At 51.1% G+C, this 13,677-nt stretch carries 14 protein-coding genes; 9 read left to right on the forward strand and 5 right to left on the reverse strand.

The window, feature by feature from the left end; all coding sequences use genetic code 11:
* Positions 1 to 19: 19 nt before the first annotated feature.
* A complete protein-coding gene (locus tag OH31_RS02150) occupies positions 20 to 1,006 on the reverse strand; it encodes a beta-propeller fold lactonase family protein (RefSeq protein ID WP_024929437.1) in 987 nt (328 codons plus the stop codon).
* A gap of 229 nt (positions 1,007 to 1,235) precedes the next feature.
* Here OH31_RS02150 and OH31_RS02155 point away from each other — a divergent pair, with 229 nt between their 5' ends.
* On the forward strand, positions 1,236 to 1,958 hold the full coding sequence (locus OH31_RS02155) for a hypothetical protein (RefSeq protein ID WP_024929438.1): 723 nt from the start codon (positions 1,236 to 1,238) through the stop codon (positions 1,956 to 1,958).
* Positions 1,959 to 2,109: 151 nt separating this feature from the next.
* Positions 2,110 to 2,658 carry an RNA pyrophosphohydrolase gene (locus OH31_RS02160; RefSeq protein ID WP_024929439.1) on the forward strand — a complete coding sequence of 183 codons (549 nt, stop codon included), beginning with the start codon at positions 2,110 to 2,112 and terminating at the stop codon, positions 2,656 to 2,658.
* 1 nt (position 2,659) lies between these two features.
* Here OH31_RS02160 and msrA read toward each other — a convergent pair whose 3' ends face one another.
* The gene (gene msrA, locus OH31_RS02165; RefSeq protein ID WP_024929440.1) at positions 2,660 to 3,175 is read right to left on the reverse strand and encodes a peptide-methionine (S)-S-oxide reductase MsrA; all 516 of its coding nucleotides are present in this window, start codon (positions 3,173 to 3,175) and stop codon (positions 2,660 to 2,662) included.
* Between the two features lie 163 nt (positions 3,176 to 3,338).
* Between msrA and gap (OH31_RS02170) the strand changes: the two genes are divergently transcribed.
* Both gap (OH31_RS02170) and OH31_RS02175 read left to right on the forward strand, forming a co-directional pair.
* Entirely contained in the window at positions 3,339 to 4,340 is a 1,002-nt protein-coding gene (gene gap / locus OH31_RS02170; protein ID WP_024929441.1) for a type I glyceraldehyde-3-phosphate dehydrogenase, read from the forward strand.
* Between the two features lie 99 nt (positions 4,341 to 4,439).
* The gene (locus OH31_RS02175) at positions 4,440 to 5,633 is read left to right on the forward strand and encodes a phosphoglycerate kinase (protein ID WP_019881356.1); all 1,194 of its coding nucleotides are present in this window, start codon (positions 4,440 to 4,442) and stop codon (positions 5,631 to 5,633) included.
* 39 nt (positions 5,634 to 5,672) lie between these two features.
* Here the strand turns inward: OH31_RS02175 and OH31_RS02180 are convergent, their stop codons facing one another.
* Positions 5,673 to 6,662, reverse strand: a complete 990-nt coding sequence (locus OH31_RS02180) for a sensor domain-containing diguanylate cyclase (protein WP_024929442.1) — start codon at positions 6,660 to 6,662, stop codon at positions 5,673 to 5,675.
* A 146-nt stretch (positions 6,663 to 6,808) separates the two neighbouring features.
* On the opposite strand from OH31_RS02180, the gene gap (OH31_RS02185) reads away from it, so the two are divergent.
* The 4 genes from gap (OH31_RS02185) to ppa all read left to right on the forward strand — a co-directional run bounded on the left by gap (OH31_RS02185) (position 6,809) and on the right by ppa (position 9,832).
* Positions 6,809 to 7,870, forward strand: coding sequence for a type I glyceraldehyde-3-phosphate dehydrogenase (gene gap / locus OH31_RS02185; RefSeq protein ID WP_019881358.1), 1,062 nt, complete (start codon positions 6,809 to 6,811; stop codon positions 7,868 to 7,870).
* A gap of 102 nt (positions 7,871 to 7,972) precedes the next feature.
* Positions 7,973 to 8,872 carry a phosphoribosylaminoimidazolesuccinocarboxamide synthase gene (locus tag OH31_RS02190; RefSeq protein WP_024929443.1) on the forward strand — a complete coding sequence of 300 codons (900 nt, stop codon included), beginning with the start codon at positions 7,973 to 7,975 and terminating at the stop codon, positions 8,870 to 8,872.
* 43 nt (positions 8,873 to 8,915) lie between these two features.
* Positions 8,916 to 9,212, forward strand: a complete 297-nt coding sequence (locus OH31_RS02195) for a YkvA family protein (protein ID WP_024929444.1) — start codon at positions 8,916 to 8,918, stop codon at positions 9,210 to 9,212.
* A 71-nt stretch (positions 9,213 to 9,283) separates the two neighbouring features.
* A complete protein-coding gene (gene ppa, locus OH31_RS02200; RefSeq protein ID WP_019881361.1) occupies positions 9,284 to 9,832 on the forward strand; it encodes an inorganic diphosphatase in 549 nt (182 codons plus the stop codon).
* A 65-nt stretch (positions 9,833 to 9,897) separates the two neighbouring features.
* On the opposite strand, the gene OH31_RS02205 is transcribed toward ppa, so the two are convergent.
* Both OH31_RS02205 and OH31_RS02210 read right to left on the reverse strand, forming a co-directional pair.
* On the reverse strand, positions 9,898 to 11,928 hold the full coding sequence (locus OH31_RS02205) for a sodium-translocating pyrophosphatase (protein ID WP_024929445.1): 2,031 nt from the start codon (positions 11,926 to 11,928) through the stop codon (positions 9,898 to 9,900).
* A gap of 163 nt (positions 11,929 to 12,091) precedes the next feature.
* On the reverse strand, positions 12,092 to 12,538 hold the full coding sequence (locus tag OH31_RS02210; protein WP_024929446.1) for a DUF721 domain-containing protein: 447 nt from the start codon (positions 12,536 to 12,538) through the stop codon (positions 12,092 to 12,094).
* A gap of 108 nt (positions 12,539 to 12,646) precedes the next feature.
* Here OH31_RS02210 and OH31_RS02215 point away from each other — a divergent pair, with 108 nt between their 5' ends.
* Complete coding sequence (locus OH31_RS02215) at positions 12,647 to 13,579, forward strand: M23 family metallopeptidase (RefSeq protein WP_019881365.1); 933 nt, start codon at positions 12,647 to 12,649, stop codon at positions 13,577 to 13,579.
* Positions 13,580 to 13,677: the final 98 nt, after the last annotated feature.

The following is a 13,677-nucleotide window of genomic DNA, read 5'->3' on the forward strand; positions in this document are numbered from 1 at the left end:
CCTGTGAAAAAAACAAATTTTATTTGGCCTGGAGTATAAATTGCCCAAATGACCGGCATAGTTTGGGGCTGGCAATGGTGTGGGTGACGGTATTTGTCTGAGCGTCAATCATTGAAACGGTGTCTGATCCCCAATTGGCAACGACGATTTGATTGGTCGCTTTGTCATACTCAATCCCTTCAGGGAACTCGCCGACGGTAACCGTTTTCACGGTTTTGCCTGTGTTTAAATCAATCACCGAAACGCTTTCTGCATGATTGTTGCTGACATAGGCCCAGCGACTGTCCGGGCTAATGGCCACGCCATAAGGGTGTTGCCCGGTTTTCACTGTGCTTGATTGATAGGTATCCACATTCAGTAAGGTGAGTGTGTTGCTGACCACATTGACGACGAACAGTGTGCGGCCATCAGGACTGAGCGTTAACGCGAACGGGTGCAAGCCGACCGGGATTTGCGCCAGCGTTTTCAGCGTATTGGTGTCGACAACGGTAATGTCGTTGCTATCGCGGTTGGCAATAAACAATTTTTTATTGTCTGCGCTGACCAGCATGCCCGACGGTGTTTTGCCCGCCTTGAAGGCCTTTTGTTTTTCGGGATGCGCGGTGTCCATGGCAATCACCTGTTCGCCACCCCAGTCGGCTACATATAAGGTGCGTTCATCTCGGCTGAGTGTGATGCCAACGGCTTGTACTGGCACCGGGATGTCTTGCACCTTTTGCTGGGTATGGCTGTTGATGACGGAGACGCTTTGGCTATTGGCATTGCTGATGTAAACGCGTTGCTGTTTTGCCGCAATCGCTACACCCACTGGCGCTTTACCAACATCTATCGTCTGTATGACCTGTTTTTTTTGCGTGTCGACTACCGATACCGTGTCACTGCCCTGGTTGGTAATGTAGGCTAAATTACCTGCGTGACTGAGTGCGCTCCACACGAATAGCAAGAGCAGGCTAGTGCACCGTTGGTGCAGCCGATGTTGTTTGGGTGCGTGAGAGGTGTGTGTCATTGGCAAGTGCATAAAGATAAAACGGTTGTGAGTGTATCGGGTTGACAGACGTATTAATTATATGATCATAAATGCACTGTGGGAATTTGGCGTTTTATTTGTAAATGTATGAAAAGAAACAAAATATTCGCCTTTGACCCTAACGGACTATTTTATACATTCAGTCCGCTGACTTAAAATAGCAAAGAATTTTTTAATCCCAAATTGTTTAATCTATAAGGAAGTCACAATGAAAAAAATATTTTATGCTGGCCTTAAGTTGCTGCTGTCGGTGTCGCTAATGGCAACCGCGCAATCTGCCTCTGCCTTGACTACGGGCACCGTGGTAGGTTCCAATTTCGTGAACGGGCAATCTAGCTACCTGACGACATTTGCGGATGGTACCACTGCGACTTTTGCCGGTAGCAGCGCGTTCCAGAAGAAATCGCAAGCAGGTATTACTGGTGTTGGTATTGCTGGCGGTAGAACTGCTGGTGAAATCGATATCGGTGAAACATTGACCGGTACATTTTCTAAAGAAGTCATCGTGTCTTCCATCAACCTGGCATTACTGTTTGATGGTCCTGAGTATAACGATGTAAAAGAAGTGGCAAAAATGCTGGTCAGTTTTGCTGACGGTGGCACAGGTGTTTATTATTTGACAGCCACTGGCGTACACACTGCGGCCTGGACTGGCGAAGGTAGTGTGGTGTCCATCGGTAGCGGTGCAGTAGATGGCGGTACAGGTGCCTGGCAATTGAACAACCCGTTTGGTTTCCGTTCAGTAGACAGCATCGTTTTCACGGCTGCAAAAGGATATCCGAACTCTCATTGTAAAAACTGTGATAACCAGTCTGATTACACTTTCGTCAACATGACTGTGATTCCAGTACCAGAAGCAGATAAGTCTGCCATGATGTTTGCTGGCCTGTTGGTTGTGGGTGGTTTGGCTGCGCGTCGTATGAAATCCTGAGTATTTCAGGATTGAAGTAAAAAAGCTCACAGCCTGTGAGCTTTTTTTTTGCGTAAAGCAGGCATGGTTTTATGGCAGGCGCATGATGGTTGTCCTTTCATTAAAGGGCAAAGTGTGAAAAAATTGCAGGAAATATTGAAGGCAGTTTTTTATGTTAGATCGTGATGGATACCGTCCGAACGTTGGAATTGTGCTTTGCAATGCACATAACCAGGTGTTTTGGGGCAAGCGTATCAGAGAGCATGCGTGGCAGTTTCCGCAAGGCGGCATCAAATATGGTGAAACGCCGGAACAAGCGATGTATCGTGAGCTGATGGAAGAGGTAGGCCTCAAGCCTGAGCACGTCAAAATTCTGGGCCGTACCCGTGACTGGCTGCGCTATGAAGTACCAACTAGCTGGATAAAGCGCGAGTGGCGCGGCAGTTATAAAGGTCAAAAACAAATCTGGTTTTTATTACGCCTGACCGGCCGCGACTCCGATGTTTCGTTACGTGCGACTGAGCACCCCGAGTTTGATGCCTGGCGCTGGAGTGAATACTGGGTGCCACTTGAAGATGTGATTGAGTTCAAGCGCGAGGTTTATCAATTAGCACTTAACGAGCTGGCGACTTTTTTGCATCATTCTGGCCGCCGCCCCGGTGGCAAGCCACGCAAACCTGCCGCGGCAAACAAGTTGCCACCCACCGTCACGCCTGAATAATCTATAGCCACACGGCCGCTGCGCGGTCTTGTGGCAAAATCCACTCCGGCCGCAAACCATGGCAGGTATAGCCGGTGGGATATTTCACTAAATAATCCTGGTGTTCAGGCTCGGCCAGCCAAAAATCGCTGGCAGGCGTGACCTCTGTGACGACTTTCCCGGGCCAGATCTGCGTGGCATTCATGTCGGCAATCAGTTGTTCTGCCTCGGCTTTTTGTGCCGCATTGGCATAATAAATGGCCGAGCGGTAAGACGGCCCCAAATCATTGCCCTGGCGGTTCAAGGTGGTCGGGTCGTGAATCTGGAAAAAGAATACCAGTAACTGCCGCAGGCTGATCTGTGACGCATCAAACTCCACCTCTATGGCCTCTGCATGGTTGCCATGATTGCGGTAGGTGGCATGGGGAATTTCGCCGCCGGTATAGCCAACGCGTGTGGAAATGACGCCGGGCAGGCGTCGGAACAGGTCCTGCATGCCCCAAAAACAGCCGCCAGCGAGAATAATGGTGTCTTGCATCAGGTCCTCTTTCTATCAGTTGGATGCTTCATGCAGGCATGAAGCCGTGTTTGAATGATTTTTATGCTTTGTCGTGTATCAAATCAAATACTTACAATCTGTCCAGTATAGGTGGTTTAGGTTAAAATACTGAGTTTTAGTTCTAAGCAATGTTGGGGAGCATATGGCAGTCAAGGTAGGCATTAACGGGTTTGGGCGAATTGGCCGTATGGCGTTGCGTGCAGCGATTGAGCAACCAGAGTTCAGCAATATCGAAGTCGTGGCAATTAATAGTTCATATGATGTTGAATACATGATGTATTTGCTCAAGTATGACTCGGTCCATGGCCGTTTTAATGCCAAGGTAGAAACTGATAATGGTGCACTGGTGGTAAATGGCAAACGCATTCATTTGACCGCAGAACGTGACCCTAGCAAGATTGACTGGCGTATTGGTGGTGCAGATATCATCATCGAATCTACCGGCGCGTTCCTGACACAGGACAACTGCCATCCGCACATTAGTGGCGGTGCGAAAAAAGTGGTGCAATCAGCGCCAGGTAAAGATGACACGCCTATGTTTGTGTTTGGCGTAAACCATAACGAATATGCAGGCCAGGCGATTATTTCTGCCGCTTCTTGTACCACCAATGGCCTGGCGCCGTTGGCAAAAGTATTGCATGACACTTTTGGTATCAAACGTGGCTTGATGACCACTATTCATGCCGCGACAGCCTCACAACTGACGGTAGATGGCACCTCCAAAAAAGACTGGCGCGGTGGCCGCAGCGTGTTTGAAAACATTATTCCTTCCAGCACGGGTGCTGCCAAGGCTGTAGGTAAAGTGATTCCTTCACTCAACAAAAAGCTGACCGGTATGGCCATGCGCGTCCCTTCAGCCGATGTATCTGTGGTGGATTTGACCGTAGAACTGAATAACGAAACAACCTATGAAGCGATTTGCGCGGCCATGCAAAAAGCGGCCGACGGTGAGTTAAAAGGGGTACTGGAATTTACCAACGAAAAAGTGGTTTCCAGTGACTTCCGCAGCAGTGCAGCCGCCAGCGTGTTTGATGCCGATGCCGGTATTATGCTGGACCCGACTTTTGTCAAAGTCGTTGGCTGGTACGACAACGAATACGGTTACACCTGTAACCTGCTGCGCCTGGTTCAACACATTGCTTAATCATGCACGGGGCTTTATGCCCCGTTTGCTTTTGTCACTGATATTTTTATCCTTACCAGTTTATATTCAAGCGGCGGCGACCGCTCAAGGGAGACCTTCATGAAATTCATCAAAATGACCGACCTCGACTTGCGTGGCAAGCGTGTGTTTATCCGTGCCGACCTCAATGTGCCGGTGAAAGACGGCGTGGTGACCAGTGATGCCAGGATTGTAGCCAGCATGCCCACCATTGAGTTTGCCTTAAAAGCAGGCGCCAAAGTGATGGTGACTTCCCATTTGGGTCGCCCGGAAGAGGGCGTGTACAGTGAAGAGAATTCATTGCAGCCGGTAGCCGATGTGATGAGTAAGTTGTTGGGGCAGCCGGTGCGTCTGGTCAAAAACTGGCTGGCGCCAAATGCGCCTGAAGACAGCCTGACCACGCAAGATGGCCAGCTGATTTTGCTGGAAAACTGTCGCTTCAATGTGGGTGAAAAGAAAAACAATGATGAACTGGCCAAGAAATATGCCGCGTTGTGCGATGTGTTTGTGATGGATGCCTTTGGCACTGCGCACCGTGCCGAAGCTTCTACGCATGGTATCGCCAAGTTTGCGCCAGTGGCTTGTGCCGGTATTTTACTGACACAAGAGCTGGATGCGCTGAGCAAAGCCTTGCTGGCGCCTGCACGTCCACTGGTGGCGATCGTTGGCGGCTCCAAAGTGTCGACCAAGTTGACCGTGCTTGAAAGCTTGTCCGACAAGGTAGACCAGTTGGTGGTTGGTGGCGGTATTGCCAATACCTTTCTTAAAGCCTCTGGTCAGGAAGTGGGCAAATCGTTATGCGAGAATGACCTCATTGAAACCGCGAAATGCCTGATGGGCAAAATGGAAGCGCGCGGCGCCTGTGTGCCGATTGCCAAGGATGTGGTGGTGGGCAAGCAATTTGATGCCAATGAACCCGCTGTGAAAAAGCCAGCAACCGACGTGGCTGCCGACGAAATGATTTTTGATATTGGCGCGCAATCTGCGGCCGAGTTGGTCGACATCATCATGAAAGCGGGTACCGTGGTTTGGAACGGCCCGGTGGGTGTGTTTGAGTTTGACCAGTTTGGTGAGGGCACCAAAACGATTGCCAAGGCGATTGCAGAAACTAAAGCTTTCACCTTGGCTGGCGGCGGCGACACCATTGCTGCGATCCAGAAGTATGATATTTATGACAAAGTGTCTTATATTTCTACGGCTGGTGGCGCATTTCTGGAGTTTCTGGAAGGCAAAACATTGCCAGCGGTGGCTATCCTCGAAGAACGCGCAGCTTAATCTTTAAGCCTGGTGATGGTCTGCGCGCTACGTTGTTGCTTAAACGGAGAGCGGGACCGTCAGTCTATGGTGTTTATCGTAGACTTCAACGCGGTTGCGGCCCTGTTTTTTGGCCACATATAAAGCCTTGTCGGCCTGTTCAATCAGCAAGTTGCCGTCTTCACTGAAGTTGAGCCACTGGTTGCGCGCATGTTGCTCTTTGTGTGACTGCGATTGCTGAAGGCCCAGTGAGGCAACGCCGATGCTCACGGTCATCAGGCGATGACCGGCGAAGCGGATATCCAGCGCCATGACTTTCTGCCGGATGCGCTCGGCAATTTTAGCGGCTTCCTGCTGTGTGGTTTGCCCCAGTACCAAGACAAACTCTTCCCCGCCGTAACGCGCAGCCAAGTCCCCCGGGCGGTTACTGTAACGTTTTAATATGCCCGCCAATTGGCGCAGGCAATCATCCCCGGCGCCATGTCCCATGCTGTCATTGAGTTGTTTGAAGTGGTCGGCATCGACCATCATCACGCTGAGGCTGGATTGATGGCGGATAGCGCGCGACCATTCGTCACGCATGAATTGCTCCAGGCGGCGGCGATTGGCCAGGCCTGTAAGCGGGTCGGTTAAAGTGAGCGCCGAGATGCGATCTTCAGTCTGTTTGTGGTGGGTGATGTTGGTCAGTGACAGTAAAAATAACTTGCCGTCCGCCAGCGTGGTTTGCATGGGTTGCAGGTTGAGTGTCAACCAGGTAGGTTCCTGGGTCGGCGTGTGACACAAATAGTCAGTCGTGAAGTGCTCGATTGAGCCGCTGAGTACGCGCTCAATACCATCCACTAACAGTGGCTGATTGGTGTCTTCATTGGCCCGACAGAGGTCGAGGTAAGCGATACCAAACCAGTCTGTTTCCAGGTCCAGGCCGTAAAGTAGCCCGAATTTCCGCCAGGCCTGATTGACGTAAATAATGCTGCTGGTCTCATCAATCACTGCAATTTGCAGCGGTAATGTGTCCAGGATACCACTCAGTAATTGTTCTGCGATGTTCACAAAATATCCGATGGCCAGTTGCTTGCAACATTCAAAAGATTCAACTCTATTCTATTCAAGGCTTTCGCGCCTGTCTAATGCTAATTGGTGAAAATTAGCATCAAAATTGCTTGTTTTTTTCCTATCCAGAGACGAAGGAGTCAAAAATGGGCATTAGGGTGGGGATTAACGGCTTTGGCCGCATTGGTCGTATGGTATTGCGCGCCGCATTAAATCAGGCAGAGTTCAAGGATATGGAGGTCGTGGCCATTAACGGTATCGAAGAGCCCGACCATATGTTATATATGCTCAAATATGACTCCGTGCACGGCAGGCTGGCACAGGATGCACATTTAGAGGGCGACTTTCTGGTCATTAATGGCAAGAAAATACGCCTCACCGCGCATACCAAACCGGCAGATATCGACTGGGGAGCAGAAGCGGTCGATGTGGTGATCGAATGCACTGGCGTTTTCCTGACTCAGGAAACCTGCGCGGCGCATATTGCGGGTGGCGCGCGCATTGTGGTGCAATCTGCACCCGGCAAAGACGATACGCCCATGTATGTCTACGGCGTCAATCACTATCATTATCATGGTGAAGATATCGTCTCGGCGGCGTCTTGCACCACCAATGGCCTGGCGCCTATCGTCAAAGTGCTGCATGACCATTTTGGCGTTAAGCGTGGTTTGATGACGACCATTCATGCGGCGACGGCTACCCAGAAAACGGTGGATGGTACCTCCAACAAAGACTGGCGCGGCGGACGCGGCGTATTTGAAAACATTATTCCTTCAAGTACCGGGGCTGCCAAAGCGGTGGGTAAAGTGATTCCGGCACTCAATAAAAAACTCACTGGCATGTCCATGCGGATTCCATCGGCCGATGTGTCTGTGGTTGATTTGACCGTGGAGTTGCAACAAAAAACCACTTACGAAGACATTTGCGCCGTAATGAAATATGCCTCTGAGCGTGATTTGAAGGGCGTGCTTGGCTATACCGAAGAGCCCGTGGTTTCCAGCGATTTCCGCGGTTTCCCGGCCGCCAGTGTGTTCGATGCGGGGGCTGGCATCATGCTGGATCCGACCTTCGTCAAATTGATCGGCTGGTATGACAATGAATATGGCTATACCTGCAACTTGTTACGTTTAACCCGCTACGTGAGCTATGCAAAATTGTCGATGACAGATTTGCCAGCGGCGGAAGAAGAGGTGGCAGAGGCCGCTTGATCCTGCGTGTGGAATTGGGCAGTTTGGCGCTGATAGACAATTTACTCGCCTGCAACGGCGTCGCGCATTTATAATGCTATTTTTACTTGTGTGATAGACATTATGCGTGCGCCTTTGCTCGAAACCTCCATCAAAAGCCTGAAAAAACTGCACCAGGGCAAGGTGCGTGATATTTACGATATCGACGCCCACACCATGTTGCTGGTGAGTACCGATCGTTTAAGCGCTTTTGATGTGATTTTGCCCACCGGCATTGCGCACAAAGGGGCCATGCTGACGCAAATGGCTAATTTCTGGTTTGAGCAATTGCAGGATGTGGTGCCTAACCATTTGACTGGCATTGCGCCTGAGTCTGTGGTCGCGCCGGATGAAGTCGAGCAGGTCAAAGGTCGTGCCGTGGTGGTGAAGAAACTCAAAGCCTTGCCGCTGGAGGCGATTGTGCGTGGCTACCTGGTCGGTAGTGGCTGGAAAGAGTATAAAGCCAAAGGCACTGTCTGCGACATTCCTTTACCGGCTGGTCTGCAATTGGCGCAACAATTACCTAAACCGTTATTCACGCCTTCAAGCAAGGCCGCCGTTGGCGAGCACGATGAAAACATCAGTGTCGCCCAGGTGGAAGCGCTGATAGGCAAAGACCTGACGGCGCAGGTGGAAAAAGCCGCCATTGCCTTGTACACACGTGCGGCGGAATATGCGCGCACCAAGGGTATTATCATTGCTGACACCAAATTTGAATTCGGCGTCGACGCGCATGGTGTGTTGCATGTGATGGATGAAGCCTTAACGCCGGATTCTTCCCGTTTCTGGCCAGCGGACCAATACCAGATTGGTAGCAATCCGCCCAGTTATGACAAACAGTATGTGCGTGACTGGCTGGAGGGGTGCGGCTGGGACAAAGTCGCGCCGGGCCCTGAATTGCCAGCCGATGTGGCGCAACGTACTTCTGAAAAATATATGGAAGCGTTTGCCAAATTGACCGGGCGTACCTTGCTGGTCGATTAATCACGGCAACTATTAATTACTGCCACCATTATTCACTGCAACTATGGGCTTTCGCGCACAATTGGCGACACTCGCCAGCCGGTTCAAGCAGGAGGTTGCGTTTTACCGCGCACTGCATGCGCATCCGCAGACGCCCACGTTGGCCAAAGGCTTGTTATGGCTGGCGTTGGCTTATCTGGTGTTACCGTTTGACCTGATTCCGGACTTTATTCCGGTGATCGGCCAGTTGGATGAGTTAGTGATTATTCCATTATTGCTTTACTTGGCACTCAAGTTGACGCCAGTCGCGGTGCGGCAGGCGTGTCGCGATTCTGTGCCGCTTGTGCCGGATCAAAAATAGTGCTGTTTGACAGCAAATGTTCATATTATTCGCCTATAATGGCGCTTTTTTGTTGAAATGGGTTTGAGAAGATGTCTTTGAATTTGGTGCCAAGCGGCAAGGATTTGCCCCACGACTTTAACGTCATTATCGAAATTCCGGCTAACGGCGACCCGGTTAAATACGAAGTAGATAAAGAAAGTGGTGCGCTGTTTGTGGATCGTTTCATGGGTACATCCATGCAATATCCATGTAACTACGGCTATATTCCACACACGCTGGGCGATGATGGAGACCCGGTGGATGTGCTGGTGATTACGCCAGTGCCATTATTGCCAGGCGTCGTTGTACGTTGCCGTGCTTTAGGCATGTTGAAAATGACCGACGAAGCCGGTGGTGATGCCAAAGTGCTAGCCGTGCCGATTGAAAAAGTATGCGGCCTGTATGCTTACCAGAAAACATTGAGCGATGTTTCGCCTTGGCGTTTGGACATGATTGCCCACTTCTTTGAGCACTATAAAGACCTGGACAAAGGTAAATGGGTGAAGATTGAGGGTTGGGTCGGCATTGAAGATGCACATCAGGAAATTAATGATGGCGTGGTACGTTACAACGAAGCAGAAGTGAAGCCAGCGTTTTAATGTGAGCGCTGCGTCAAAAAAGTCGGCCTAGGCCGACTTTTTTATTTGCTGAAGCATAGCTTCTGTTAATGAAGCAGTGGGACAATCAACAGTGCCACGATATTGATAATCTTGATTAATGGGTTGACTGCCGGACCAGCAGTGTCCTTGTAAGGGTCGCCGACGGTGTCACCTGTGACGGCAGCCTTATGGGCATCAGAGCCTTTGCCGCCGTGATGGCCGTCCTCAATATACTTCTTGGCGTTGTCCCAGGCGCCACCGCCAGTACACATCGAAATCGCGACAAACAGGCCGGTGACAATCGTACCCATAAGCAAGCCACCTAGCGCGACCGGGCCCAGAAATAATCCCACTAGGATGGGTGCGGCGACGGGGAGCAATGAAGGCAGCATCATTTCTTTGATCGCCGCACTGGTCAGCATATCGACTGCTTTGCCATATTCCGGTTTGGCCGTACCCTCCATAATGCCTTTGATTTCGCGGAACTGGCGGCGCACTTCTTCAACCACGCTACCTGCGGCGCGACCAACGGCTTCCATCGCCATGGCGGCAAACAGGAAGGGAATCAGGCCGCCAAGAAATAGGCCAATAATGACTTTCGGGTCGCTTAAGTCAAAACTGGCGGTAATGCCTGCGCTTTCCAGTTTGTGTGTGTAGTCGGCAAACAGCACCAATGAAGCCAGCCCAGCTGAGCCAATGGCATAGCCTTTGGTCACTGCTTTGGTGGTGTTGCCCACAGCATCCAGTGGGTCGGTGACATCACGCACGCTACTCGGTAACTCAGCCATCTCGGCGATGCCGCCAGCGTTATCGGTAATCGGGCCATATGCATCCAGCGCGACCACAATGCCTGCCATGCTCAACATAGCCATGGCAGCAATGGCTACGCCATAAAGGCCGGCCAGGTGAAATGCCACATAGATAGCGATACAGACCGAAATGACCGGCAGGGCAGTCGACTTCATGGACACGCCTATGCCTGCAATAATGTTGGTGGCGTGGCCGGTGGTTGAGGCTTGTGCCACGTGTTTCACTGGCGCGTAATCGGTGCCGGTATAGTATTCGGTGATCCATACCAGGGCAGCAGTTAAGACTAAACCTACCGCGCACGCGCCAAATAATGCCTGGCTGGAGACGGTCACTTCGCCATGGGTGTAGCCTTGCGGAAACACATATTGCGTGACAAAGTAAAACGCGATAAGTGACAGCAAGCCAGCGACGGCCAGGCCTTTGTACAGCGCAGGCATGACGTTTTTCATGCCGGGTGAGGCTTTGACGAAGAAGCAGCCAATAATGGAGGCAACGATGGAGACCGCACCTAGCAGCAAGGGGTAAATCACACCATTAGCCCCTGCTTCTGCGGCCATCAGCCCGCCGAGCACCATGGTAGCGATCAGCGTCACGGCATAGGTTTCAAACAGGTCGGCGGCCATACCAGCACAGTCGCCGACATTGTCACCGACGTTATCGGCAATCACGGCCGGGTTGCGCGGGTCATCTTCCGGGATGCCGGCCTCGACCTTGCCCACCAGGTCAGCGCCGACATCTGCACCTTTGGTGAAAATGCCGCCACCCAGTCGTGCAAAGATGGAGATTAACGAAGAGCCAAAAGCCAGGCCGATGAGTGGGTTGAGGTCAGTCGCCTGTTCTGCACCCAGGTAGCTGTAAAAGCCAGCGACGCCCAGCAGGCCCAAGCCGACCACCAGCATGCCAGTAATCGCACCGCCTTTAAAGGCCACATCCAGGGCTGCACCTATGCCTTGGGTGGCTGCCTGGGCTGTGCGCACATTGGCTTTGACCGACACATTCATGCCAATAAAGCCGCAAGCGCCTGATAAGATCGCACCGACTAAAAAACCGATAGCGGTTTGCAGGCTTAAAAATAAGCCGATCAAGATAGCCAGTATGATGCCGACCAGTGCGATGGCTTTATATTGTCGGGACAAATAGGCGGCTGCGCCCTGTTGAATAGCCCCGGCAATTTCCTGCATGCGGGCATTGCCTGCGGGTAACCCTGAAATCCATTGACTCATTACTACGCCATAGAGCACCGCCAACACTGCAGCACCGAGCGCTAACATTAATGCGACTGACATGACTTCTCCTGTTCCTGATGAAACTGCGTTAAACGTAATGACTGCTTAAAACCCTGCTACTTAATTTGTAAATAAAATGTAACAGGTTGAGCCATTATTGCACTATTAAAGTGCGTCTACAAGCGCGTTTTCAGGGCTATTTTGAGGGCGGAAAAAGCATCACTCAGTCGTCACGTTGCTGGTCAATAAAGTGGCGTAAAGCAGCTTCCAGCGCCGGATTATTGGCCTCGTTAGCATAAGCTTCGAGTGTGTTTAAAGCGCGATTTGAAGGGGCTTTGATGCGTTTATGCTTGCTTTGCGGGCGAGATTTTACTTGCACTTTGACCTTAATTGCGTTAAGGTTTAAGCCTTTGATTTTCCTGGAATTTTGACAGAAATCCCGGATTTTTTGCAGGAGTTGGGTTTCCATTAACTTGATTCTGCTGGCCGCTGCGCCTGATTGTACGGCAATCGTCAGTGCACCATCATGTAGCGCCAGTACATGCGAAAACCTGGAGAATTCCGGGGCAACTGCTGACCAGCATTGCTGTAATTGCTGCCTATCATCCGCTTCTTGTAACAGCGGCTTGAGATCGTGATGATGCTTGAAAATCTGATTGATTTTGAACATGGCGGATTGTCCACAGAATGCGTGAATATTGTACACCACCAGGCCAGAAAGCGTTGAGTCACCCGTTGGGTCATCATTGCTAGCCGGTGAATAGCGAGAGTTCTTAGCATGATTAATATCATTATTGTTTCAGAAAAAATGGCCAAGCCAAAAACACTGGGTGTGTTTGAAAGTCTTGGCTTGCTCCTGGCGCTGATCCTGGTGCCTGTCGTATTAATCTTATTGTTTATTACGCCGCAGCAAGTGATCAAGTCGCAGGGCGTGAAAGCCATGTTGCCACCGCATTTGCGTGGCGCCATGTTGTCTACCCAGAATCACCTTGATGCCTATGCCAAGCAAATTGGCGAGTTGCAGGCGCGCATTTTGCGCCTGGATGCGCAGAACCAGCGTTTGTCAAAATTGGCGGGGGTTAAATCGACCGCAGAGCCAATCAATGAAAGAACGCCGGTGAATGAAGTGCCCGCGACTGAACCACCGGTCAGTGAATCATTGGGCCAGGGCGGGCCGCTGGTCAAGGACTCGCCGTTAAGCGAAGAGGACTTGAAAGCCACGATTGAGCAGATGTCGGCGGACCTGGATTTCAGGGATGAGTATCAGGGCAAGATTGAAGCGAAATTGTTGCAGAAGAGTGTGCTGCGCGAAATGTTGCCTAACAGTAGCCCGGTCGCTGCGGCTTACAGTTCATCCAGCTACGGCTGGCGGATTGATCCTTTAAATGGGCATCGTGCCTTTCATGAAGGGCTGGATTTCCCCGCTTCTGTTGGCATGCCAGTGTATGCGGCGGCGGATGGCATTGTGACCACGGCTGTGCAAACGCCGGATTACGGCAACCTGCTTAAAATTGATCATGGATCAGGCCTGGAAACCCGCTATGCGCACAATTCCAGATTGCTGGTGAAATCCGGTGAGCGCGTGATGAAGGGGCAGAAAATTGCCTTGATTGGCAGTACGGGGCGTTCAACCGGTCCGCATTTGCATTATGAAATTCGTCTTAACGGCAACCCGCTGGATCCACGTGAATATCTCAGAAGCCATTCCTGAAGCAAGCCGCTGGAGTAGTCAATGCGTAAGGGAATGTTTGCCGACGTGCAATAATTGAGACAATTCCCCTCTATATCTTATACAATCTCGGTCTATTT

It is taken from the genome of Methylophilus sp. OH31, from assembly GCF_000576615.1.
Lineage (GTDB): Bacteria > Pseudomonadota > Gammaproteobacteria > Burkholderiales > Methylophilaceae > Methylophilus.